The following is a 23,565-nucleotide window of genomic DNA, read 5'->3' on the forward strand; positions in this document are numbered from 1 at the left end:
GTGACGCCGACCCGCTCACCGGCCCGGCCGGTCCGCCGAGGTCTCGCCGGCGCCCTGCCGGCCCGGTGGCGGGCCCGGTACCGGCTGGTGCCGTGGTGGCTGAAGGTTCTCGCCATCTGGCTGGTGTCCCGGGTGGTGACCACCTCGCTGGTATTGGTGCTGGCGAGCGTGCAGGGTCAGAACGCCTGGACTCAGGCCCGGCCCGATTATGCGGCGTTCGCCACCATGTGGGACGGCCTCTGGTACAACATCGTCGGCGTCGGCGGCTACCCGTCGGCGCTGCCGCTCACCGCGGACGGCCACGTCGGCGAGAACGCCTGGGCCTTTATGCCGGGCTACCCGGTGGTGGTGCGCCTGCTCACAGTGCTCACGGGGGCGCCCTGGGCGCCGGTGGCGGTGTTCGTGTCGGTGGTCTGCAGTCTCGGCACCGCGTTGCTCTTCTTCCGGCTGATGCGGCGGGTGCAGCCGCAGTCGACGGCGCTGTTCTCGGTGGTGCTGTTCTGCGTCGCCCCGCTGTCACCGCTGCTGCAGTTCGGCTACGCCGAGTCGATGCAGCTTCTGCTGCTCACCCTGGCGCTGCTGCTCGTGCTGGAACGGCGCTACCTGGTGCTGGTACCCGTGATCGCCGTGATGGCCCTGACCCGGCCCAGCGGGCTGGCGTTCGCCCTGTTCCTAGCCCTGCACGTCGGCTACCGCTGGTACAGCCGCACCCGCGACCCGTTCCCGGTGCGCGAAGCGGCCACCGCGTCATCCGTGGCCGTCTTCAGTGGGGTGATGGGCCTGGCCTGGCCGGGGATCGCCTGGCTGGTGACGGGGTCGATCACCGCCTACACCGACACCGAACTGTCCTGGCGGTCGGCGTACATCGGCTACCGGGAGCTGGTGCCGTTCGCGGCCTGGTTCCAGAGCGGGGTCTGGTGGCTCGGGGCGCCGCTGGGCATCATCGCCGTGCTCGCGCTGATCATCGCCTTCACGCTGATGATGTTCTCGCCGGCGGTGAAGAGCCTCGGTGTGGACCTGCGGCTCTGGGTGGTCTCGTACGCGCTCTACCTGCTGGCGGTGTTCTTTCCGCAATCGAGTGTGTTCAGGTTGCTGATGCCGATGTTCCCGTTGGTAGGCGCGCTCGCCCGGCCGCGCAACGTCGTGTACCGCGTTGTGGTCACACTGGGGCTGATCTGCGGCCAGTGGGGCTGGCTTTTGCTCTGCTGGGGCGTGGACGGAGCGGATTGGACACCGCCCTAATTACTGTCTGACGGCCGAATGGTCGATAATAGGAGTACAGACTACGAATGGAAGGGGAGTTCATGGCGGCCATGAAGCCACGGACCGGAGACGGACCAATGGAGGCTGTAAAGGAGGGGCGCCTGATCATCGTGCGTGTACCGCTCGAAGGTGGGGGTCGGCTCGTCGTCTCTGTGAACGACGCAGAAGCCAAGGAGCTTCACGATGCGCTCGCCGGTGTAGTCGCCCCGGCCGTGTAGCAATTCTGTAAGACGAGTCTTTAAGCTGATCGGCTGTGTGGTTCTCCGCACAGCCGATCGCTGTATCCGCGGGCCGTCAACGCAGACCCGCGGACCCCGGTGGGAACGGTCAGGCGCGCAGCTTCGTGATCTGCAGCAGGCCGTCGCCGACGGGGGAGAGCGCGCTGATGACGGCCTTTGACGTGGCGATCTCGTTGAGCAGGGTGCGGAAGCCGGTGGCAACGTCGTCGCGCTGCACGGGGTCGGCCACGCGGCCGCGCCAGAGCGCGTGCGCCACCAGGACCGTGCCGCCTGGCCGAGCCAGGCGCAGGCCGTGCTCGACGTACTCGATGACCGACTGCGGGTCGGCATCCACGAACACGATGTCGTAGGAATTCTCGTTCATGCGCGGCAGCACCTCGGCGGCGCGACCGGTGATGAGGCGCACCCGGTTGGTGGGGATGCCCGCCTCGTGGAAGTTGGCCTTGGCGTGCTGCAGGTGATCGACCTCGATGTCGATCGACGTGAGGGTGGCGCCGGGGGCGCCCGTGAGCAGCCAGATGCCGGACACGCCGGCTCCGGTGCCGACCTCGAGGATGCTGCGGGCGCCGGTCGCTGCGGCGATCACGGCAGACTGAGCGCCCACCGAGGGGGCGATGGCGTCGATGCCGAGCTCGAGGGACTGCTGCCGGGCTCGTGCCAGGGCGTCGCTCTCCACCACCGAGTCGTCGGCGAATTTCCAATTCAGATCTTTGTCAGACATTCCGCAACTCCAGTAGATGATTAGGTCAAGACTACGGCCGTGCAGCCCGTGGTTCGGGGATGCCTCGCCGGGGGGATATTCTGAGGGCATGTTCGGTCTGACGTTCGAGAAACTCCTGCTCATTGGGATCATCGCCGTCTTCCTGCTCGGACCCGAGAAGTTGCCGCACTACGCGGCCCAACTCGGCCGGCTGGTGCGCCAGCTTCGCGACATGGCCAACGGCGCCAAGGACCGCATGAAAGACGAGATGGGCCCGGAATTCGACGACGTCGACTGGAAGAAACTCGACCCGCGACAGTATGACCCGCGCCGGATCATCCGGGAAGCCCTCATCGAAGACGAGCCGGTGAAGGGCCAGTCCGCCGTCGTCGGCCGCACCGGCCCGGACCCGGACGGCGCCTATTCGCAGCGCAAGCGTGCCCGCGAGGGCGCCTTGACCGGACCCGCGCCGTTCGACTCCGAGGCCACCTAGCCTGTTGCCGAGTTGCCCCACTGTCCCCAGGAGGGCAACTCGGCGCGGCGGGGGCGGCTAGCGCCGCCTTGCCGTCTTTAGGGCGCGTGCCAGGAGGAGCATCGGGGTCACCATCCGGCCGAATTGCCGCCCGGTGACGGGCAGCGTGAGTACTCCCGTGGCCCGGGAGATCGTGACCGGGTTCACGAAGCGCAACAGGCCCTCCGGTCCGTTGCGCCGGCCGAGGCCGGAGTCCTTCACGCCGCCCATCGGGGCGTCGACGGCGGAGAATGACCCGCGATAGCCCTCGTTGACGTTCACGCTGCCGGCCTCCAGCGCCTCGGCGACCCGCAGGCCACGCCGGGCGGAGCCGCTGAGCACCGACGCGTTGAGCCCGTAGTCGCTGTCGTTGGCGGCGAGGATGGCCTCCTGCTCCGAGTCGACGACCGAGACCGCCACCACCGGGCCGAACGTCTCGCCGGCGTAGCAGTGCATGCCGGGCGTGACACCGGTGAGAATGGTCGGTTCGAAGAAATACGGTCCGAGGTCGGGCCTGGCGCGCCCGCCGGCCCGCACGGTGGCACCGTGGGCGACCGCGTCGGCGACGTGCTCTGTGACCCGCTCCAGCTGAGCCTGCGAGGTGAGCGAGCCCACATCCGCCGAATAGTCGAGGCCGGAGCCCAGCAGCAGGGCGCGGGTGACCGTGACGAACTCGCGCAGGAACTGCTCGTGCACACCGCGTTGCACATAGATGCGCTCGATCGACACGCACAGCTGACCCAGTGAGGAAAAGCAGGCGTACGCGGCCTGGGCGGCGGCGCGGTGCGGGTCGACATCGTCCAGCACGATCATCGGGTTCTTGCCGCCCAGCTCGAGCGACGCCCCGGTGAGGGTGCTTGCCGCCTGGGCTCCCACCCGGAGCCCGGTGGCGGTCGACCCGGTGAAGCAGACGAAGTCCGCCCCGGCGGTGACGGCCCCGCCGATCTCGGCGCCGTCGCCGGTCACCACGGCCCACAGGTCGGCGGGCACGCCGGCGTCGATGAAGGCGCGGCGCAGCAGCAGGATGCTCAGCGCGCCCTGGTTGTCGGCCTTCTGCACGACCCCGCAGCCGGCGGCCAGCGCGGGAACCACGTCCATCGCGGCCAGGCTCAGCGGGAAGTTCCACGGCGTGATGACTCCGGCGACGCCCTTGGGCCGGTAGCGCACCCGGGTGGTGACCATGACGGGCAGGCCGGAGCGGCGCGATTCACCGCCGAGCACCCTGCGGGCGGCCAGGGCGTTGTACCGGGTGACGCCGGCGGCCTGGAAGACCTCCTCGAACGCCTGCCCGCGGGTCTTGCCGGTCTCGGTCTGCAGGGTGTCCAGAAGCCCCTCGCGGCGGGCGAGCAGCAGGTCGTGGGCGCGCAGGAGCACCGCCCGGCGGTGCGCGAAACCGGCGCGGGCCCAACCGATCTGAGCGAGGCGGGCGCGGGCGTACGCATCCGCCACATCGACGGAGCTGCTCACCGGCAGGGCGTGCAGCGGCCCCCCGGTGAAGGGGCCGATGACGCTCACGGTCTCACCCGTCGTCGAGCAGATGTCGCGGGCCAGTTCGGCGGTGAACGGGAGTGCCGGGGCGGTTGCGGTCAGCGTTGGCGCAGTCATGCTGGTCAGTTTAGACAGGCTTACCGAGCGGGCGCCGGGTACGCTCAGCGCGGGCTGATGCCCAGGCTCAGCCCGGCCAGGCCGCGGCCCCTGGTGGCCAGGGTGGCGGCGATGGCCTGAATGGCCACGGCGGCCGGGTCGGTGGGGTCACCGAGCACCACCGGCAGCCCGGTGTCACCGCCGGTGCGCAGGGCCACGCTGAGCGGCACCTGGCCGAGCAGGGGCACCGAGCTGTCCTGGCCCGCCGAGAGCCGGGCGGCCACGTCGACGCCGCCGCCGGCGCCGAAGATCTCCAGCAGGGTGCCGTCGGGCTGCATCAGCCCCGACATGTTCTCGATCACACCGTAGATCTTCTGGCCGGTCTGCCTGGCGACGGCGCCGCTCCGCTCGGAGATGTCGGACGCGGCCGGCTGCGGGGTGGTGACCACGATGACCTCGGCGTGCGGCAACAGCTGGCCCACCGAGATTGCGATGTCGCCGGTGCCCGGCGGCAGGTCGAGCAACAGGATGTCGAGGTCGCCGAAGTACACCTCGGTGAGGAACTGGGTGATGGTGCGGTGCAGCATCGGCCCGCGCCAGGCGACGGCCACCGAGGTGTCGTCGACGAACATGCCGATCGAGATGACCTTCACGTCGAAGCCGATCGGCGGCAGGATCATGTCGCCCACCTGGGTGGGCTTGACCATGCCGGGCTGGCCGCCGGGGGTCGCCGGCGGGGTGACCAGGCCGAGCAGGCCGGGGATCGAGAAGCCGTACACGTCGGCGTCGACGATGCCAACGCGCAGGCCTCGCGCGGCGAGGGCCACGGCGAGGTTGGCCGTGACGGTGGACTTGCCCACGCCTCCCTTGCCGCTGGTGATGGCGTAGATCTGGGTGAGCGTGTCGGGAGAGAACTGCAGGCTGCGGGCACCCTGTCCGCCACGCAGCTTCTCGGTCATGGCCCGGCGCTGCTCCGGAGTCATCACCGAGACCACCACCCGGGCCAGGCCCGCACCGACGACGGACTCGGCGGCCTCGCGCACATCCGTTTCTATACGGGTCGCCGCGGGGCAGCCGGCGATGGTGAGGCGGATGCTCACCGTTGCGCCGCCGTCGGCGTCGATCGTGACGCCGGAGACCATGTCGAGTTCGGTGATGGGTTTGCGGATCTCGGGGTCGATGACGCGCGCGAGAGCGGAATGCACCCGGTCGTCGGCCGAGCGGTCCTCAGTCAAACGGGTGCACCTCGCGCGGGGCGGTGGCAGTGCCCCGGCTGTCGCGAGGACTGGCCTCACGTTCCCGGCTTTCCAGCTCCCGGCTGTCCCGGTCCCTGGCGGCCTCGCGTTCGCGGCGTTCCTGTTCGTCGCGCTGGTCGAGGTTGTCGAGCAGGGCGCGCAGTTCGGCGCGCAGGAAGTCTTTCGAGGCGAGGTCCTTCATGCCCAGGCGCAGCGCCACGACCTCGCGGGCGAGGTACTCGGTGTCGGCCAGGTTGCGTTCGGCGCGCTGGCGGTCCTGTTCGAACTGCACCCGGTCACGGTCGTCCTGCCGGTTCTGCGCGAGCAGGATCAGCGGTGCCGCGTAGGAAGCCTGCAGCGACAGCACCAGGGTGAGCGCGATGAAGCCCAGCTCGATGGAGTCGAAGCGGAGGCCCTCGGGGGAGAGGGTGTTCCAGCCGACCCAGAAGACGACGAGGGCGGTCAGGCCCAGCAGGAACCAGGGTGTGCCCATGCCGCGGGCGATGGCCTCGGTGAACCGGCCGAACCTGTCGTTGCTGCGCCCACCGCGCTTGCGGCCGACGAGGTTGGTGGTGCGCAGGCCCTTGGGCGTGTCGAGGCGCAGCTCTGACTTGTTAGCGCGTGCCATTGCCGTGCCTCCGTACTCCCGGCAGCGGGATGCTTCCAGTTACCAGCTGGGTTCTCGCCGTGGCACGTTTACGTACCTCATCGCCGTCGTCGTGACTACGCCAGTCGTCCGGCAGCAGGTAGTCGAGCACGTCATCAATCGTCACCACCCCGACGAGGCGGTGGTTTTCGTCGACCACGGGAACAGAGACCAGGTCGTAGCTGGCGAGGATGCGGCTGACTTCGGCCGCCGAGGTGTCCGCCGTGACGGGTTCCAGGCCCAGGTCGAGCAGCGTGCCGAGACGCTCGTGCGGCGGGTAGCGCAGCATCCGTTGGAAGTGCACCATGCCCAGGAACCGGCCGGTGGGCGGTTCGTACGGCGGCAGGGTGACGCAGATCGCGGCGCCCAGAGCGGGCGCGAGGTCGTGCCGGCGGATGAGGGCCAGGCCCTCCGCCACGGTGGCGTCGGCCGAGACGATGATCGGCTCGGTGGTCATCAGGCCACCGGCGGTGTCGGGGGCGTAGGAGAGCAGGAACCGGACGTCGTCGGCTTCCTCGGGCTCCATCAGGTCGAGCAGGTGCTCGCCGCGCTCCTCGGGCAGCTGCGCGATGAGGTCGGCCGCGTCGTCGGGCTGCATGTGGTCGAGCACCTCGGCGGCGCGCGAGTCGCCGAGCCGGGTGAGGATGCCCACCTGCTCGCTTTCGGGCATCTCCTCGAGCACGTCCGCCAGGCGGCCGTCCGGCAGTTCCTCGGCCACCTCGAACATACGCTGGCGCGGCAGGTCGAGCAGGGTGTTTGCGAGGTCGGCGGGCTTCATGTCGGAGTAGGTGGCGATGAGTTGCTCGGCCGACTGGGCCTCGCCGGCCGTGACCTTCTCGTAGACCTCAGCCCAGTTGGCGAACGCCGTTGCCCCCTTGGTGAATGGCGACGAACTGGTCTTGGGACGGCGCACGAAGAGCTGGCTGATGGCCCAGTCGCCCTGGGCGGACTCCTCGATGGCCACGTCCTCGATGGAGGCTTCGCCTGAACCGTCGTTGAACGCGACCCGGCGGCCGAGCATCTCGGCGATCACCCGCACCTCGCCGCCGCGCTGCTCGAAACGGCGCACGTTGATCAGTCCGGTGGTGATGATCTGGCCGCTGCCGATGCTGGTGACCCGGCCGATGGAGACGAACACGCGGCGCTTGCCGGGAATTTCGACGATCAGGCCGACCACGCGGGGCGGGTCGTCTTTTCGATAGACCACGAGCACATCGCGAACCTTGCCCACGCGGTCGCCCGCGGGGTCGAAGACGTTGCACCCGGCCAGCCGGGCGACGAAGACTCTGGTGTTTGCCACACCTATAACTTAGCTTGTGCGGGCTGGGCGACGGCCTGCCGGATACGGCGGGGTGAACGTCCGATCCGGTGCTCGCCCGCGCGGGCGGCGCACCCGTTTGGCTGGTCATCGGGCCATTCTCCCAACCGATGCACAGCAGCCTCATCGGGGATTCCCGGTGGGCGTGAAAGAATGGCTCCATGACCAATCAAAGCCCATTCGGCGGTCGCGCCGCCGCCGCGTACCCCGTTCTGCCCAGGGGTGAGGTCGTGGCGACGTATGAGACCTACAACGAAGCCCAGCTGGCCGTCGACGTCCTCGCCAAGGCCGACTTCCCGGTGAAGCAGCTCTCGATTCTGGGCAACGACCTCAAGACCGTTGAGCGTGTAACGGGCAAGCTCACCTGGAGCCGGGTGGCGCTGGCCGGCGCGGCATCCGGTGCGTGGCTCGGGGTGTTCTTCGGCCTGCTGTTCTTCATCTTCTCCCCTGACGCGGCCGGCCTGCCGTTCGTGTTCGCCGCCGTGCTGATGGGCGCCGGGTTCGGCATGCTCTTCGGCCTGGTCAGCTACGCCGTCAACCGTCGGCGCAAGGACTTCACCTCGACCATGCAGGTGATCGCCGGCAATTACCAGGTGATCGTGAATGTGGAGCTGCTGAACAAGGCCCGCAACCTGTTGGCCGGTCGCGTCGAGCCCGTCGGCGCCGCGGCCCCGCACCCGTCTGACCCGCCGCGGTCCGCGCCCCAGCCGCCGGTTGAGACACCCTCTGACCAGCCGACCGCGCCGCCCGCGTACGGTCAGCCGGCCCCGCCGGTGTCGGCGCCGCCCGCGGGCGTGCCGTCGGACCCTCAGCCGCCGGTCTCCGGCCCGATCGACCCGACCCGCTAACCGGGCTCGCCTCAGCCTGCCCGGCCGCTTCTGTTGCCGAAACGGACTTCTGCGGCCCGCATACCGGGCGCAGATGTCCGCACGGGCAACAGGTCTACGCCTGGAGCGCCGCCATCCAGGCTTCGACTGCGGCGGACTCGCGGGGGATGCCGGCCGAGAGGTTCTCGGCGCCGGTCGGGGTGATCAGGATGTCGTCTTCGATACGCACGCCGATGCCCCGGTACTCTGCGGGCACGGTGAGGTCGTCCGGCTGGAAGTACAGGCCCGGCTCGATCGTGAAGACCATGCCGGCCTCGATCACGCCATCCATGTACATGTCGCGGCGGGCCTGGGCGCAGTCGTGCACGTCGAGACCGAGGTGGTGGCTGGTGCCGTGCACCATGTAGCGGCGGTGCTGGCCGTTTTCCGGCAGCAACGCCTCCTCCGCCGTCACGGGCAGCATGCCCCAGGCTGCGGTGTGCCGGGCGATCACGGCCATCGCGGCCGCGTGCACCTCCCGGAAGATCGCCCCGGGACGGGCGACGAGGAACGCGGCGTCCGCGGCCTCGCGGACGGCGTCGTACACCCGGCGCTGCACGTCGCTGAAGGTGCCATCGATCGGCAGGGTGCGGGTGATGTCGGCGGTGTAGTAGCTGTCCACCTCGACGCCGGCATCCAGCAACATGACGTCGCCTGCCAGAACCGGGCCGTCGTTGCGGGTCCAGTGCAGGATGCAGGCGTGCGAGCCGGATGCCGCGATGGTGTCGTAGCCGACGGTGTTGCCGTCGGCCCTGGCGCGGGTGTTGAAGACGCCTTCGACCAGACGTTCACCGCGCTGATGCGTGCTGGAGCGGGGCAGGTCGCGGATGACGTCTTCGAAACCGCGGGCGGTGGCCGCGACGGCCAGGCGCATCTGGCCGATTTCGTAGGCGTCCTTCACGAGGCGCAGCTCGGACAGGTCGCGGGAGAGCCCGGCATCCGCGTCGTGCGCGTCGTTGATCTCGATGCTGAACGGGGCGTCGGAGCCGTTTCCGGTGATCATCTTCTCGGCGGCGTTGCGGAGGCGCGCGTCGTCGACCTGGCCGGTGAGGAACGGGTCGGCCTCGCGTACGAGCAGGGTTTCGGTGTCGACGCGGCGGAGCACCTCGGCGAAGCCGTCGATGCCGCGCACGGCCAGGCCGAGGTCGCCGGCGACCTGGGCGATGGAGGGCCGCGGGCCGATCCAGAACTCACCGATCTCGGAGTTGGCGTAGAACTCGTCGGAGTCGCGGCCGGCGCGTTCCCGGAAGTACACGGTGGTCTCATGGCCGGTGGCGGTCGGTTCGAACACGAGCACGGCGCCGGGCTCGGAGTCGCTGCCCCAGCCGGTGAGGTGGGCGAAAGCGGAGTGGGCGCGGAACGCGTAGTCGGTGTCGTTGGCGCGCTGTTTGAGGCGCCCGGCCGGCACGATCAGGCGATGTCCGCGGTGCTGCTGAGAGACGCGCTCGCGCCGGGCGGCCGCGAACGGGGCCTGCTCGCGGGGCGGCGGCACGGTTTCGGCGCGGTCGGCCCAGCCGCTGGAGATGTACTCCTTGAACCCCTCGGAGCCGGGCGTGGTCGAACGGTTCTCGTTCGAGCGGGCGGGAGGGGTGGGCGCGGTGTCGGTGTCGGTGGAGTCAGCCATTCGTCCATTCTCCCACCCGCTGGCTTAGAGCCCGCCGGTTCCCCGACTGCCAGCTCAATACACCTACCCGGCGACGGCCGAGAGCGTCGCCACAATGGGCCGGTGATCGCTGCCGGCGGTGTCCTCCGTGCCGATCACGTTCATGCGCTCGACCTGCCAGTCTGGGGTGGCCAGGACGTGGTCGATGGGGGCGCCGAGCAGGCTGGGTGCCCAGGCCGGCCAGGTGCCGACCCCGCCGGAACCGGAGAGTGCGGCGGCATCCAGGCAGTCGCCGAGGACGGCGCCGTCGGAGGTGGCCCGCCCGGCGAAGTGATCGATCGTGGCGTTGAAGTCGCCCGCCATGATCACGCCGCCGACGTCAACGCCGCCGGCGCCGGCGCCGGCGGTCTCGCCGTTGCACTGCTCGGCCAGCCAGTCCAGGTCGGATCTCCAGTTGGCCATCTCCCACCGGATCGGGGCGACGGCGTGCACGGCGATGATCGTCGGGCCGGCACCGTCCGCGGGCTCCGCGATGACCGTTGGCAGCACATTGGTGTTGCCGGGCGGGCCGGAGCCCTCGGCCGAGCTGACCGTGTAGTCGCCGAGCTCCGGGCTGATCAGCAGGGTCGTCGACCGCGCCTTGGAGATCAGGTCGAACGAGACGGTGTGCACCCACATCGGCCGGCCGGCGGCACGCATGGCCTCGGCGACGAGCACGCCGGTTTCCTCGGTCGTCTCGGGAAGGGTGAGCACGTCGGCCTCCTCGGCGATGGCGAGGTCGGCGATGGCCCCGGCACCGGGGGCGTCGCCGAGGGTGTTCCAGCTCAATACCGTAATCGCCCCGTCGGCGTCGGCGGCACGGCCCGTGGAGGCGGTGTCGGTATCGGCGGGCTTCGCCGCAACGGCCGCGACCGCCGCATCCGAGCCCAGACCGCGGTGCAGCAGGATGCCGGAATTGACGGCCCCGAAGACCACCAGGAGCACCATCAGCAGGGCCGTGGTGGCGCGTAACGGCCGCACGAGGAGCAGCAGAATCGCCAGCAGCGCCAGCAGGGCGATGGCCACCGCCACGGCCAGGCCGCGGAAGGACACGGCGTGCGCGACGACCCAGGCGTTCTGCAGCCCGGCCAGCTCCGGCCAGGCCAGCACGGTGAGGAAGGCCAGGGTCGCGAGCACGACGACGGTGCGAAAGAGGAAGGAGAGCATAGATGAGTCACTGTAGGCGACCAGGCTGTATTCCCGCGCCAACTAGCATGGGGGAATGGCAGTCGAACGGCGTTCCACAGGTCCGATCGACCTACATACCCACTCCAGCGTCTCCGACGGCACGGAGACCCCCTCGCAGCTTGTGCGCGCCGCCGCGGCCGCGGGCCTCGGCACCATGGCGATCACCGACCACGACTCCACGGCGGGCTGGTCGGAGGCCTCGGTGGCCGCCCGGACCGCGGGCATCACCCTGATCCCCGGCATGGAGTTCAGTACCCGTGTCGGCCACACCAGCATCCACCTGTTGGCCTACCTGTTCGACCCGTCGGATGCCGGAATCGTCGCCGAGACCGCGCACATCCGGAAGGCCAGGCTCACCCGTGCCGAGCAGATGGTGGCCCGCATCGGCGCCGACTACGAGCTCACCTGGGACGATGTGCTCGCCCAGACCACCACCGGCGGCACCGTGGGACGCCCGCACATCGCGGACGCCCTGGTCGCCAACGGGCTCGCGCTCACCCGCAGCGAGGCCTTCGCCGGCATCCTGCACTGGGAGGCCGGCTACTTCCAGCCGCACTACGCGCCGGACCCGTTGCGTGCGGTGACCCTGGTGCGTGCGGCCGGGGGAGTGCCCGTGATCGCACATCCGGCCACCCGCGGTGTCGCCGACGTCATGGCCGAGAGCAGGCTGGCCGCCCTGGTGGATGCCGGGCTGTTCGGCCTGGAGCTTCGGCACCGGGAGAACAAGCCGGAGGCCACCGCCCGGCTCACCATGCTCGCCGTGAAATACGGCCTGGCGATCACCGGCTCCAGCGACTACCACGGCGAGGGCAAGCCCAACCGGCTCGGCGAGAACACCACAACCCCCGAGGTGCTCGAGCGCCTCGTCGCCCAGGGTCACGGCTCGGAGCCCGTCTACCCCGAGTGAGCCCGTTTCTGAGTCGCTCCGCCCCACTCGCGACGTGCCGCGAAGTACCCTTCACGGGCGCGCACGGGGCGATACCAAGCACGTCGGCGCAGCAACCGCCGCCGAGTTGAGACAAATGGCCCCGTGACGGGCGGTCACGGGGCCGTTCGCGGCGGGTCGATGCGAGGGCGGCGCGAGTTAGGCCGTGGGGGCCTGCGGGGAGCGGCGGCGAGTGCGGCTGCGGCGACGCGGCGCGCTGTTGCCGTCGTGGTGCTCGGAGCCGCCACCGTCGTGCGTGCCGGCCGCCGGGGTGGCCGCGGGAGCATCCGGGTTGGTGCTCGAACCCACGCGCACGCGGGTGCGCGGAGCCTGGTCGGCGGAGCGAGCCGAACCCGAGCGATCGGCGGAGCGTGCGTCTGATCGGCCACCTGAACGGCTGTCGCTGCGGCCGCCGCGACCGGAGTCGCGTCCGGTGGGTGCGCCGGCGACGGCCTCCTTGATCGGGGTCGCACGCAGGCGGCCCTTCGAACCGGCGGGGATCTTCAGGTCTGTGTAGAGGTGCGGCGACGAGGAGTAGGTCTCCTGCGGCTCGGGGGTGCCGAAGTCGAGGGCCTTGTTGATCAGGGTCCACTTGGGCATGTCATCCCAGTCCACGAAGGTGACCGCGATGCCGGTCTTGCCGGCGCGACCGGTGCGGCCCACGCGGTGCAGGTAGGCCTTCTCGTCTTCGGGGATGGTGTGGTTGATCACGTGGGTGACGTCGTCGACGTCGATGCCGCGCGCGGCGACATCCGTGGCGATCAGGATGTCTTTCTTGCCGGCCTTGAACGACGCCATGGCGCGCTCGCGCTGCTCCTGGTTGAGGTCGCCGTGCACGGCAGTGGCGTTGAAGCCACGGTCGCCGAGTTCTTCGACGAGCTTCGCGGCGGCACGCTTGGTGCGGGTGAAGATCACCGTCTTGCCGCGGCCCTCGGCCATCAGGATGCGGCCGATCACCTCGTCCTTGTCCATGTTGTGGGCGCGGTACACGAGGTGCTCGATGTTGGCCTGCATGAGGCCCTCGTCGGGGTCGCTCGCGCGGATGTGGATGGGCTTGGTCATGAACCGGCGGGCCAGCGCCACGATCGGGCCGGGCATGGTGGCCGAGAACAGCATCGTGTGGCGGGTGGACGGCGTCTGCGAGAACAGCTTCTCGATGTCGGAGAGGAAGCCGAGGTCGAGCATCTTGTCGGCCTCGTCGAGCACCATCTCGCGCACGTTGGCGAGGCTGAGCAGGCGCTGGCTGGCGAGGTCGAGCAGGCGTCCAGGGGTGCCGACGACGATCTGCGCGCCGGCCTTGAGCTGCTCGATCTGACCCTCGTAGGCCTTGCCGCCGTAGATGGAGACGACGGTGGTGCCACGGTTGCTCGCGGCGAGTTCGAGGTCTTCACTGACCTGGACGCACAGCTCACGGGTGGGCACGACGACGAGCGCCTGCACACCGGGCTCGGGGTTCAGGCCGAGGCGCTGGATCAGCGGCAGACCGAAGCCGAGGGTCTTGCCGGTACCGGTCTTGGCCTGGCCGATGATGTCCTGGCCGCTGAGGGCGAGGGGAATCGTCTGGGTCTGGATGGGGAACGGCTCGAGGATGCCCTTGGCGGCGAGGGCCTCGACCATGTCCTGGTCAATACTGAGTTCGGAAAAGGTCACGTTTTGACTGCCTGTCTAGCTCGAAGCGGGATGCGCCCGTCTTTGCTTCAGGCGCAAGTCCACCGATCCTGCGCCGGTGAATGACACCAGACTATAGTGCGCCCCTGGGCAACAGCCCCTGGCCACTCCGCACCCGCCACGTTATTCGCAACGAAGCCGGGGGCGTGGACCTATGCTTGGCAGGTGATCTCCTGGTTAGGTGAACGCCCGAATCGGGCAGAGACGCCGCGGCTGTCGGCTCGGGGCGACCGGCGCGCCACCACGAAGGTGGACATCACCGAACTGGTGCCGGACCTGCTCACCTACCTCGGCCAGGCCGCGTATTTCGAACTGGGAATGTTCGAGAGCCTGTCGACGGCGGTCATCACGGCCCCCACCCTCGCCGCCAAGGAGGGCCTGAGTCTGGCCGCCGGGCGTGCACTGTCGAAACACCACGGGCTCATTGAGGAGATCCGCCGCCGCGACGGCGAGCCGGCCAGCGTGATGGGACCGTTCGTTCCCGCACTGGACAACTTTCGTGCGATCACCGCCGGCGAGGACTGGCAGGAGCTGCTGCTCAGCTGCTACCTGACCGGCGGGCTGCTGGACGACTTCTTCATCAGGCTCTCCGACGCACTGCCCGGCGATGTCGGCCCGCGCATCGCCCACCTGCTCGGTGAGCACGGTGGCGCCGACGTGCTGCTGCACGAGATCGCCGCGGCCATCGCCGCGCAGCCGGCGCTCGAATCCCGCCTGGCGCTGTGGGGTCGACGCCTGGTCGGCGACACCCTGCTCGTGGCACGCTCGGCCATGGCCGTGACGCAGGACTCCCGCATTGAACCGGTCTTCACCGAGCTGATCGCCGCGCACACCCGGCGGATGGACGGCCTCGGCCTCACGGCGTAGCCCAGCGTGGCGAACACCCTCGGGTCGGCGACGTACGTGCCGGTGGCGCCAGGCGCATAGCGGTGCCCGACCCGCGCAGCGCACCGCTTCATACTCACCCGATCTGTTCCTCCTGGCCGGGAACTTGCGTGCGCCCACATCCGCTCGCGGTGACGCGAAAAACACCCCCACCGTGATCGATGGGGGTGTTCTCAGTCGTCAGTGACGAGTGAGTCGCTACGCCGGCAGCCCGGTCCGGCTGATTGTGTGCAGCATCTTCAGGTCGGCGGCCTCGCGGCGACGGCCCAGGTGCACATCCACCACAACGGCTGCGATGGCGGCGACCACGAAGGACACCCACCAGATCCAGCCGCCGTCCCACGCCCAGCCGAGCCAGGTCAGTACGACCCAGACCAGCGACGCGACACCCGTGCCGACGGCCGGCACCAGCACGGAACCGTGCGTGAGGCGGCGGGGCAGGGCGTAGCGTGCGGCCAGACCGAGCAGCGCGCCGCCGAGGGCGACGAACAGGAGCTCCATCGCAGGTTTAGGCTACGAAGCCGACGCGGCGGGAGGACTCGGAGCCCAGCTCGACGTAGGCGAGGCCGATGGTGGGGACGATGTACACGTGCCCCTTCTTGTCACTGAGCTTGAGGTATCCGGTCTGCCCAGCGAGGGCGGCAGCGACGGTCTCCTCGATCTCGTTGGCGGGCTGGGTCGTCTCGAAGCTGATCTCCCGGGGGGAGTTGAAAATGCCAATGCGAATGTCCACGGATGCGCCTTTCGGTTGCCTACCCGCTCAGATTACGACATGCCCCATGCTCGGCCCGCCACGTTCACTGTCGGCGCAACCCGTTACCGTTGGACCGTGATGAACCCGGTGTCCGAACTGCTCGACGATCCCGCCGTCCCCGATGTTCAGGCGCTGTCGGCCGGCCCCGGTGCGCCCGGTCGGGCCCTCGGCCTGGATGACTCCCAGCAGGCCGTTCTGCGCCTGGCCGCCGACAGGTCGGCCGCCGTGATCGGCGCGCCGGGCGCCGGCAAGACCCACACCCTCGTCGAGTTCGTCGCCGACCGGGTGCTCACCCACGGTTTCTCGCCCAGCGAGGTGCTGGTGCTCGTGCCCACCCGCACCGGCGCCACGTCCCTCCGGGACAGGCTGGCCCTGCGCCTGCGGGTGCCCACCAACGGCCCGCTGGCCCGCACCATGAACTCGGTGGCGTTCCAGATCGTGCGGGACGCCGAAGTGGCGGCCGGCCACACCAGCCCGACCCTGCTCACCGGCGGCGAGCAGGACCAGATCATCGCCGAGATCCTGGCGGGCGACATCGCCTCCGGCACCGGACCGGCCTGGCCCAGCCCGCTCGACGCCGAGGTGCGGGGCCTGCGCGGATTCCGCACGGAACTGCGCGACCTGATGATGCGCGCCGTGGAATACGGGGTCACCCCCGCCAGACTGGCCGCCCTGGCCGTCGACAATGGCCGCCCGGAGTGGGCCGCCGCTGCCGCGTTCATCGGCGACTACCAGGACATCAAGGACCAGAGCCGGCCCGGCCAGTTCGACTCCACCGAGCTCGTGCAATTCGCCGCGGCGATCGTGCAGGACGCCCCACGCCTGCCCGCGCGACGGGCGGGCACGGCCGGGCCCAGGACGCTGGCCGCCGTGACGCCCGGCAACCCGCTGGGCCCGCTCGGCGCGCTGAAGCTGATCGTGCTCGACGACGCCCAGGAGGCCACCCAGTCCACGCTGGCGTTGCTGGCTCAGTTCGCCGCCCGTGGCGTCACGATCGTGGCGTTCGGCGACCCGGACCTGAGCACCGGGTCGTTCCGCGGCGCCCACCCGGATGCCCTCGGCCGGCTCGGTCACTACCTGGGGCTGCCCGACGTGGCGACCCTCACCCTCGACACCGTGCACCGGCACGGCACCGAGTTGCGCGCGGTGATCCGCGAGTTCACCGGCCGGATCGGCGCCGCCGCGGCGGGAACCCAGCGCGCGGCCGGCACCGCCGAGCTCGCGCCGGCTCCCGCACCCATCGTGCCTGGACCCATCGTGCCCACATCCACCGTGCCCGCATCCACCGCAGTACCCACATCCACCGCAGTACCCACATCCACCGCAGTACCCACATCCACCGCAGTGCAGACCGTCGTCACCGCCAGCCCCGCAGACCAGCTTGCCGTGATCGCCCGGCGTCTGCGCGAACGCCACGTGCTCGACGGCCTGCCCTGGGGGCGGATGGCCGTGATCGTGCGCACCGGCGCGCTCGTGCCCGCCCTCTCCAAGGGCCTGGCCGCGCTCGAGGTGCCCACCCAGGTGGCCGCCGCGCAGACCGCCCTCCGCGACGAACCGGCCGTGCGCGCCTTCATCCTTGCCCTCGATATCGCCCTGGGTCGCCGTCCGCTCGACGCCGACGCGGCGGTGGACCTGCTCCGCGGCCCGCTCGGCGGCCTCGACCCGATCACCCTGCGCCGACTGCGTGCGGCTCTGCGCCAAGAAGAACTCAGCCAGCAGGACCTCACCGACGACGGAGCCCGCACCGCCGACGAGCTGCTCGTCGAGGTCTTCCGCACCCCGGCCCTGCTCGAGCGCATCGACAACCGCACCGCCCGGCGCGCCGCATCCTGTGCCAAGAACCTCCGGCAGACCCGCACGGCCTATGCCGCGGGCGCCACCATCGAGGAACTGCTCTGGGGGCTCTGGCAGCGCAGCGGCCTCGCCCCGGCCTGGGCCGAGCAGTCCACCGGCACCGGCATCGACGCCGACGAGGCCAACCGCAACCTCGACGCCGTCGTGGCCCTCTTCTCCGCTGCGCAACGTTTCGTCGAACGCACCCCGGCGGCTCCGCCGGTGCTCTTCGTCGAACACCTCGTCGACACCGACGTTCCCGAAGACACCCTCGCCCCGCGCGCCCTGGCCGAGTCCGTGCTCGTCTCCACCCCCAGCGGCACCATCGGCCGCGACTTCGACCTGGTGGTGCTCGCCGGGATGCAGGAGAACGTCTGGCCCGACCTGCGCATCCGCGGTTCGCTGCTCGGCGCCGGCGACCTGGCCCTGTTCGCGGCGGGGGAGACCCCCGACCCGGCCGGGGCCCGCACGAGCGTGCTGCACGACGAACTGCGCATGTTCGCCCAGGCCGCCTCCCGCAGCTGCGTCGAACTGCTGGTGACCGCGGTCGACAACGACGAAAACCAGCCCTCGGCGTTCCTGCGCCTGCTGCCGGACCCCGACCCCGCCCCACTGAACCGGTACCCGCTGTCGCTTCGCGGGCTGGTCGGACGCCTCCGCCGCGACCTCACCCAGACCCTGCGACCCCGGCTGCAGCCCGCGGCAGACGGGGCCGATGCCGACCCCGTCGCGGCACTGCCCGCCGTGCTGCCGGCCAGGGCCACGGATGCCGCGGCCACTCTCGCGCGCCTGGCCCGCGAGAAGGTGCCCGGCGCGTCGCCCGGCGACTGGTACGGCCTGCGTCAGGCCAGCACGGTTCGGCCGCTCAACGACCCCGACGCCGGCGACGGGCCCGTGCGCGTGTCGCCGTCGCGGATGTCGGCGTTCGAAACCTGTCCGCTGCACTGGCTGATAGGCCAGATCGGCGGCGGCGATTCCAGCACCGCGGCCAACCTCGGCACCATCATCCACAAGGTGATGGAGGACGCCACCCACCCCGCCCGCACGCCGGACCCGGCAGAGATCACCGCCGACGCTCTGTGGGCCGGCGTTGAGGCCCGCTGGGACGAGCTCGTCTTCGACGCCGACTGGCAGTCCAGGGTGCAGAAGACCCAGGCGCGCGAACTCACCGACCGGCTCGCCGCCTATCTCGGCGACGGCGCCCGCGACGGCACCCGGTTGCTCAGCGCCGAGGGGCGGTTCGCCCTGGAGCTGGACGGCGCCGTGCTCTCCGGCACCATCGACAGGGTGGAGAGGCTGCCGGATGGCCGCGCCGTGATCGTGGACCTCAAAACAGGCAAGGGCGACCCCACCAGCGACACCGGGGTCGCCGAGCACCCGCAGCTCGGCGCCTACCAGCTTGCCTTCTCCGCCGGGGTCATCGACGGCCTCGAACCCGGGATGGAGCTGGCCGGCGCGCGCCTGGTGATCGTGTCCTCTGGCACGCAGAAGCAGAACTACCGCAATCCCACGCAGAGCGCCTTCGGCCCGGACGAGCTCGCGGCCTTCACCACCCGGGTCACTGACGACGCCGCCGGGATGGGCGGGGCGACATTCGTGGCGGAGATCGCCGACCACTGCCTCAATCCCCGCTCCTACGGCTCGTGCCGCATCCACGTCATCAAGCAGGTCAGCTCATGAGCCATTCCACCAGCCCAGCCCGGGCGGTTTCCGCGCTCGACATCGCCGCGGCGCTGAACATGTTTCCGCCGACGAGCGAACAACAGGCCGTGATCGAGGCGCCGCTCTCGCCCACCCTCGTGGTGGCCGGCGCCGGCAGCGGCAAAACCGAGACCATGGCTAACCGGGTGCTCTGGCTGCTGGCGAACGGACATGCCAGGCCGGACCAGATCCTCGGGCTCACCTTCACCCGAAAGGCCGCCGGCGAGCTCGCCGAACGCATCAACGATCGCATCCGCCAGCTCAGCGAGGCCGGTCTGATGCCGACGAGCGCGGATGCCGGTGCGGATGCCACCCCGATCGCACCCGGCTCGGTGCGCACGCTCGACTCCGCCGATCTGTTCAACGCCCCGGCGGTCTCCACCTACAACTCGTTCGCCAGCCGGCTGTTCACCGATAACGCGCTGCTGCTCGGCCGCGAACCCGAGTCGGTGCTGCTCAGCGAGACCAGCGCCTGGCTGCTCGCCCGCCGGGTGGTCGTGGCCAACGGCGACGGCCGGCTCGTGCAGTACGGCAAGGGCGTCGACGCCGTCACCGACGCGGTGCTCTCGCTCAGCCGCGCCCTGGCCGAGAACCCGCCCCCGTTCGTGCCCGGCGAGGAGCCGGTGCCGCACGACCTCGCACGGCTGGCGGACAGTTTCGGCTACCTCGCCGACCTGCCCTACGGCAACCCGCGCAAGAAGAAGGCCTACGACTCGGTTCTCGAGGCCATCAGCGCCGTCGCCCCGCTACCGGTGCTGGCCGAGCTCGCGGATGCCTTCCAGGCCGAGAAACGCCGCCAGGGCCTTATCGAATTCTCCGACCAGGTGGCCCTTGCCCTACAGGTCTGCCGCAAGGTGCCGGCCGTGGTGGCCCGCTACCGCGACCAGTATCGCATCGTGCTGCTCGACGAGTACCAGGACACCTCGGTGCTGCAGACCGAACTGCTGCGCACCCTGTTCGCCCACCACCCGGTGATGGCCGTCGGTGACCCGCACCAATCCATTTACGGCTGGCGCGGCGCCAGCTCCGCCAACCTGCTCGGCTTCTCCACCGACTTCGCCGAGCTCGCCAACACCGAGGCGCCGTCGATGTCGCTCTCGTTCACCTGGCGCAACCCGGTCACCGTGCTCGACGCCGCCAACGAGCTGGTCGCTCCACTAAGCGCCCAGCTGCGCGCCAGGCCGAACGGCATCCAGGTGGAAACCCTCAAGGTGCCGCCGGGCAAGGCCGCCGGCCAGGTGCACGCCGCGATGCACGAGAGCATCGCCGACGAGGCCGCCGCCATCGCCCGCTGGTTCGCCGACCGGCTCGGCACGCCAGGGGCGGGCACGTCAGGGGCGGGCATGTCCGGGGTAGGCAGCGCCCGGGGCACCGAGGCCACGCCCGACACCCCGGATGCCGTGCCCGAGTCCGGCGCCATGCTGTTCCGCGCCCGCCGGGACATGGAGTTCTACGCTGAGGTGCTGCGCGAACACGGCGTGCCCGCGCACGTGCTCGGCCTCGGCGGCCTGCTGTCGACCCCCGAGGTGGCCGACGTGCTCGCCGTGCTGCGCGTGGTGCACGACCCGTCCGCCGGCAGCGACCTGATCCGGCTGCTCACCGGCGGCCGTTGGCGCATCGGCGTGCGCGACCTGCAGGCCCTCTCCGGCGTGGCCGGCTGGCTGGCCACGCACGACTGGGCGCAGAAGGCCGTGACCGACGAGCTCAAGACCAAGCTGCGCGCCTCCGTGGCCACAGAAGAGAGCCGGTCACTCGTCGACGCGCTCGACTTCGTCGCCTCCGCCCCCGAAACGCACGGCCAGCTGGCGGCCTTCAGCGACGACGGCCGGCAGCGCCTGCGCCAGGCCGGCCGGCAGCTGGCCTGGCTGCGCAGCCGGGCCGGCCTGGGGCTGCTCGACTTCGTGCGGCTGATCGAACAGGAGACCCTGCTCGACCTGGAACTTGTCGCCAACGAGAGCCACGGCCGGGCCCTGGCCAACCTCTACGCCTTCCACGACGCCGTCTCGGCTTTCCTCGACAGCGACGAGCAGGGCACCCTGGCAAGCTTCCTGCGTTGGCTGGCCCGCGCCGAACGCCAGGACGACCTCGGCCCGCGCGGCGAGGCCGCCGAACCCGGCACGGTGCAGTTGCTCACCATCCACGGCTCCAAGGGCCTGGAGTGGGACTACGTTGCCATCCCCGGGCTGACCGAGAAGAACCTGCCCGCCCCGTCCCGCGAGGTCTCCGGCTGGTTGCGCTTCGGCGAACTGCCCTACCCTTGCCGGGGCGACCGGGCCGAGCTGCCGGAACTCAAACGCCTCGGCCACGAGACCCAGCTGTCGTTCGATATCGACTACGAGCTGTACAAAGAGGAACTCGCCGACCGGCACGACGCCGAGGAACGCCGGCTGATCTACGTGGCCACCACCCGCGCCCAGCAACAGCTGCTGCTCACCGGGGCGTTCTGGGGCGGCGGCACCACCGTGCGGAAGCCCAGCCGCTACCTGCTCGAACTGGCCGAGGCCGGGCTCATCGCCGAGCTGCCCGAGGGTAGCGCGTTCGACGAGAAGCCCCAGACCGATGAGGACGCCACCGAGGTGTGGCCGTTCGACCCGCTCGGCACCCGCCGCCCCGTCGTCGAGGCCGCCGGCGCCCTGGTGCGGGCGCACGACGACCCTGAGCCCACCGTTCTCGAGACGCCCTGGTCGAGGGAGGTGACCCTGCTGCTGGCCGAACGCGCCCAGCGCCTGGCCGGCCCCGGCACCCTCGACGTGCCCACCCGCATCCCGGCATCCAGGTTCAAGGACTACGTCGACGATCCCGCCGCGGTGCTGGCCAGGCTGCGCCGGCCGATGCCGGAACGGCCCTACCGGGCCACCCGCCTGGGCACCCTGTTTCACTCCTGGGTGGAGCAGCGCTCCACCGGGGCGTCGTCCGGCGACCTCATCGACGCCGGGGTCGACGAGTTCGACCTCGACCTCGACCTCGACGCCGATACCGATACCGACGCGGTCGACGGAATGCCGCTCGAACTGGAACAGCTGGACCGGTTCAAGGCCACCTTCGAGAGGTCGCCGTGGGCCACATTGGCGCCCGAAGAGGTGGAGATCGAAATCCACCACGTACTGGGCGACCAGGTCTTCATCTGCAAGCTCGACGCCGTCTACAAGACCGCCACCGGCTACCAGGTGGTCGACTGGAAGACCGGCAAGGCGCCCAAGGACGCCGCAGACCTCGAACTCAAGCAGACCCAGCTGGCCCTGTACAGGCTCGCCTACGCACGATGGAAGGGCATCGACCCTGCCAGCGTCGATGCGATCTTCTACTTCGTCGCCGACGACCGCATCGTCGCCCCCGAACGGCTCTACTCCGAGGACGACCTCTTGGCGGCGTGGTCGTCGGTGGCCGTGTCACCTGAGGTGCCATCCGCGGCGTCTTCCGTGGGGATCGGGCCCGTCGAGTCGTCGCCGTAGCCGGTGTCGTAGCCGGCGGTGTCGAAACCGGTGCCGTCGAAGCTCGTGACCCTGGCGAACGAGCCGGTGTCCGCGAACTCGCTGGTGCCGTATTCGGAGCTGTCGTCGCTGTTGCGGCCGGCGGAACCGGTCGCCCGGGTGCGCGGTGTGTCCTTGAGCATCGACTCGACATCGGAGACGCTGAGGATCGGCCCGGTGTCGGGGGAGAGCGAGTTCATGGTGTGGCTGTGCACGTTGTCGACCAGGCCGTCGAGCATCGACACCGCGTCGTCGACGATGACCTCATCGTGGCTGTCGACGCCGTGCAGCAACCAGCGGGCCAGTTCCAGCTCGGCGTAGAGCATCGCCCGTTGGGTGATCAGCGGGTCGTTGCCCTGCCGGGCCGCGGCGTAGGTGGCCACGGCCGTCTCGGCGGCGTCACCGCGGGCGGCGAGCAGCCAGTTGAGGTCGCGGGCCGGGTCGCCGACGGAGAGACCGGACCAGCCGAGCACCGCGCACACGGCGTCGTCGCTGATCAGGAACGACTCCGCGGCGAGCGACCCGTGGATCACCGTCGGCGCGAACTGCCAGAGCGCGTCGTCGTCGGTGGCCAGTTCCCAGCGCCGCAGCAGCGCCGCCGGCAGCCTGCCGGTGTTCGCGGCCCGGTCGATCAGGTCGATGGTGGCGGTGCGGCAATCCTGAGCGCTCTGCTGCACGAGGCCGGCGTCGCCGATGAATGCCGACGGCAGGCCGTGGATGGCGGCGATCGCGCGACCGATCGACCCGGACACACCCTCGTGGCCGGTGAGGGCATCTGCATCGTAGGAGGCGCCGGGCAGGCGCTCGTAGACCACGGCCCTGGTGCCCTCGAACGGCGCCTGGCCCACGAACACCGGCACGTCGAACGGCAGCCGGCTGCGGTTACCCGTCGTGAGCGCGCGCAGCGCCACGAGGTCGGCTGACTGCTCGGTTTCGGCGGCCTGCGACGTGGGAACCCTGATGATCAACTCCTTCTCATCGCGGGTGACCAGCAGGGCAGAGTCGAACAACCCGCCGCCTGCGAGACTGTGGTTTCGGGCGTGGGCAACGTCGAGCTCCGGCACTGCATTGGTGGCCAACGCGGCTAGAGTGAGGTGGGATCTGGCCATGCCTTATAGGTTAGGTCGAGTTCCTCCC

General features: G+C 70.3%; 19 protein-coding genes. 8 read left to right on the top strand and 11 right to left on the bottom strand.

The features are described from left to right. On the top strand, window positions 1-1,242 hold the full coding sequence (locus E3O42_RS06410; RefSeq protein WP_241984674.1) for a hypothetical protein: 1,242 nt from the start codon (window positions 1-3) through the stop codon (window positions 1,240-1,242). Window positions 1,243-1,304: 62 nt separating this feature from the next. Next, window positions 1,305-1,481, top strand: coding sequence for a DUF3117 domain-containing protein (locus tag E3O42_RS06415; protein WP_088457918.1), 177 nt, complete (start codon window positions 1,305-1,307; stop codon window positions 1,479-1,481). A 109-nt stretch (window positions 1,482-1,590) separates the two neighbouring features. Here E3O42_RS06415 and E3O42_RS06420 read toward each other — a convergent pair whose 3' ends face one another. Then, on the bottom strand, window positions 1,591-2,223 hold the full coding sequence (locus E3O42_RS06420) for an O-methyltransferase (RefSeq protein WP_134453148.1): 633 nt from the start codon (window positions 2,221-2,223) through the stop codon (window positions 1,591-1,593). An 88-nt stretch (window positions 2,224-2,311) separates the two neighbouring features. Between E3O42_RS06420 and E3O42_RS06425 the strand changes: the two genes are divergently transcribed. Further along, window positions 2,312-2,695, top strand: a complete 384-nt coding sequence (locus E3O42_RS06425) for a twin-arginine translocase TatA/TatE family subunit (RefSeq protein WP_134453149.1) — start codon at window positions 2,312-2,314, stop codon at window positions 2,693-2,695. Between the two features lie 57 nt (window positions 2,696-2,752). Here the strand turns inward: E3O42_RS06425 and E3O42_RS06430 are convergent, their stop codons facing one another. Genes E3O42_RS06430 through E3O42_RS06445 form a run of 4 tightly spaced genes read right to left on the bottom strand, consistent with a single transcriptional unit; the run spans window position 2,753 to window position 7,478 of the window. After that, on the bottom strand, window positions 2,753-4,318 hold the full coding sequence (locus E3O42_RS06430; protein WP_174844228.1) for a succinic semialdehyde dehydrogenase: 1,566 nt from the start codon (window positions 4,316-4,318) through the stop codon (window positions 2,753-2,755). 44 nt (window positions 4,319-4,362) lie between these two features. Continuing rightward, a complete protein-coding gene (locus tag E3O42_RS06435; protein ID WP_241984675.1) occupies window positions 4,363-5,532 on the bottom strand; it encodes a P-loop NTPase in 1,170 nt (389 codons plus the stop codon). Next, window positions 5,525-6,160 (bottom strand): DUF1003 domain-containing protein, encoded by a 636-nt coding sequence (locus E3O42_RS06440; protein ID WP_134453151.1) that lies wholly within the window; start codon window positions 6,158-6,160, stop codon window positions 5,525-5,527. Before E3O42_RS06440 ends, E3O42_RS06435 begins: the two co-directional genes overlap by 8 nt. Then, window positions 6,147-7,478 (bottom strand): magnesium transporter MgtE N-terminal domain-containing protein, encoded by a 1,332-nt coding sequence (locus E3O42_RS06445; RefSeq protein ID WP_134453152.1) that lies wholly within the window; start codon window positions 7,476-7,478, stop codon window positions 6,147-6,149. The genes E3O42_RS06440 and E3O42_RS06445 overlap by 14 nt, the downstream gene beginning before the upstream one ends. 179 nt (window positions 7,479-7,657) lie before the next feature. Between E3O42_RS06445 and E3O42_RS06450 the strand changes: the two genes are divergently transcribed. Next, window positions 7,658-8,344, top strand: coding sequence for a YflT domain-containing protein (locus E3O42_RS06450; protein WP_134453153.1), 687 nt, complete (start codon window positions 7,658-7,660; stop codon window positions 8,342-8,344). Between the two features lie 94 nt (window positions 8,345-8,438). Here the strand turns inward: E3O42_RS06450 and E3O42_RS06455 are convergent, their stop codons facing one another. Continuing rightward, entirely contained in the window at window positions 8,439-9,986 is a 1,548-nt protein-coding gene (locus tag E3O42_RS06455) for an aminopeptidase P family protein (protein ID WP_134453154.1), read from the bottom strand. A 63-nt stretch (window positions 9,987-10,049) separates the two neighbouring features. After that, window positions 10,050-11,171, bottom strand: coding sequence for an endonuclease/exonuclease/phosphatase family protein (locus tag E3O42_RS06460; RefSeq protein ID WP_134453155.1), 1,122 nt, complete (start codon window positions 11,169-11,171; stop codon window positions 10,050-10,052). A gap of 55 nt (window positions 11,172-11,226) precedes the next feature. Between E3O42_RS06460 and E3O42_RS06465 the strand changes: the two genes are divergently transcribed. Beyond that, window positions 11,227-12,099, top strand: coding sequence for a PHP domain-containing protein (locus tag E3O42_RS06465; RefSeq protein ID WP_134453156.1), 873 nt, complete (start codon window positions 11,227-11,229; stop codon window positions 12,097-12,099). Window positions 12,100-12,276: 177 nt separating this feature from the next. Here E3O42_RS06465 and E3O42_RS06470 read toward each other — a convergent pair whose 3' ends face one another. Further along, window positions 12,277-13,767 (bottom strand): DEAD/DEAH box helicase, encoded by a 1,491-nt coding sequence (locus E3O42_RS06470; RefSeq protein ID WP_134453157.1) that lies wholly within the window; start codon window positions 13,765-13,767, stop codon window positions 12,277-12,279. Window positions 13,768-13,950: 183 nt separating this feature from the next. On the opposite strand from E3O42_RS06470, the gene E3O42_RS06475 reads away from it, so the two are divergent. Further along, window positions 13,951-14,652: a ferritin-like fold-containing protein gene (locus E3O42_RS06475; RefSeq protein WP_241984676.1), complete on the top strand. Its 702-nt coding sequence runs from the start codon at window positions 13,951-13,953 to the stop codon at window positions 14,650-14,652. A 216-nt stretch (window positions 14,653-14,868) separates the two neighbouring features. On the opposite strand, the gene E3O42_RS06480 is transcribed toward E3O42_RS06475, so the two are convergent. Together E3O42_RS06480 and E3O42_RS06485 are read right to left on the bottom strand one after the other, a co-directional pair. Next, entirely contained in the window at window positions 14,869-15,171 is a 303-nt protein-coding gene (locus tag E3O42_RS06480; RefSeq protein ID WP_134453158.1) for a hypothetical protein, read from the bottom strand. 7 nt (window positions 15,172-15,178) lie between these two features. Further along, complete coding sequence (locus tag E3O42_RS06485) at window positions 15,179-15,403, bottom strand: DUF3107 domain-containing protein (protein ID WP_130178210.1); 225 nt, start codon at window positions 15,401-15,403, stop codon at window positions 15,179-15,181. Between the two features lie 39 nt (window positions 15,404-15,442). On the opposite strand from E3O42_RS06485, the gene E3O42_RS06490 reads away from it, so the two are divergent. Together E3O42_RS06490 and E3O42_RS06495 are read left to right on the top strand one after the other, a co-directional pair. Further along, window positions 15,443-18,937, top strand: a complete 3,495-nt coding sequence (locus E3O42_RS06490) for an ATP-dependent helicase (protein WP_241984677.1) — start codon at window positions 15,443-15,445, stop codon at window positions 18,935-18,937. Next, complete coding sequence (locus E3O42_RS06495) at window positions 18,934-22,410, top strand: ATP-dependent DNA helicase (RefSeq protein ID WP_134453159.1); 3,477 nt, start codon at window positions 18,934-18,936, stop codon at window positions 22,408-22,410. The genes E3O42_RS06490 and E3O42_RS06495 overlap by 4 nt, the downstream gene beginning before the upstream one ends. On the opposite strand, the gene E3O42_RS06500 is transcribed toward E3O42_RS06495, so the two are convergent. After that, window positions 22,302-23,537, bottom strand: coding sequence for a phosphotransferase (locus E3O42_RS06500; protein WP_134453160.1), 1,236 nt, complete (start codon window positions 23,535-23,537; stop codon window positions 22,302-22,304). The genes E3O42_RS06495 and E3O42_RS06500 overlap by 109 nt on opposite strands. Window positions 23,538-23,565 lie beyond the last annotated feature (28 nt).

Origin of the sequence: Cryobacterium adonitolivorans, assembly GCF_004402695.1 — a bacterium.
In the GTDB taxonomy this organism is placed as follows: Bacteria; Actinomycetota; Actinomycetes; order Actinomycetales; family Microbacteriaceae; genus Cryobacterium; species Cryobacterium adonitolivorans.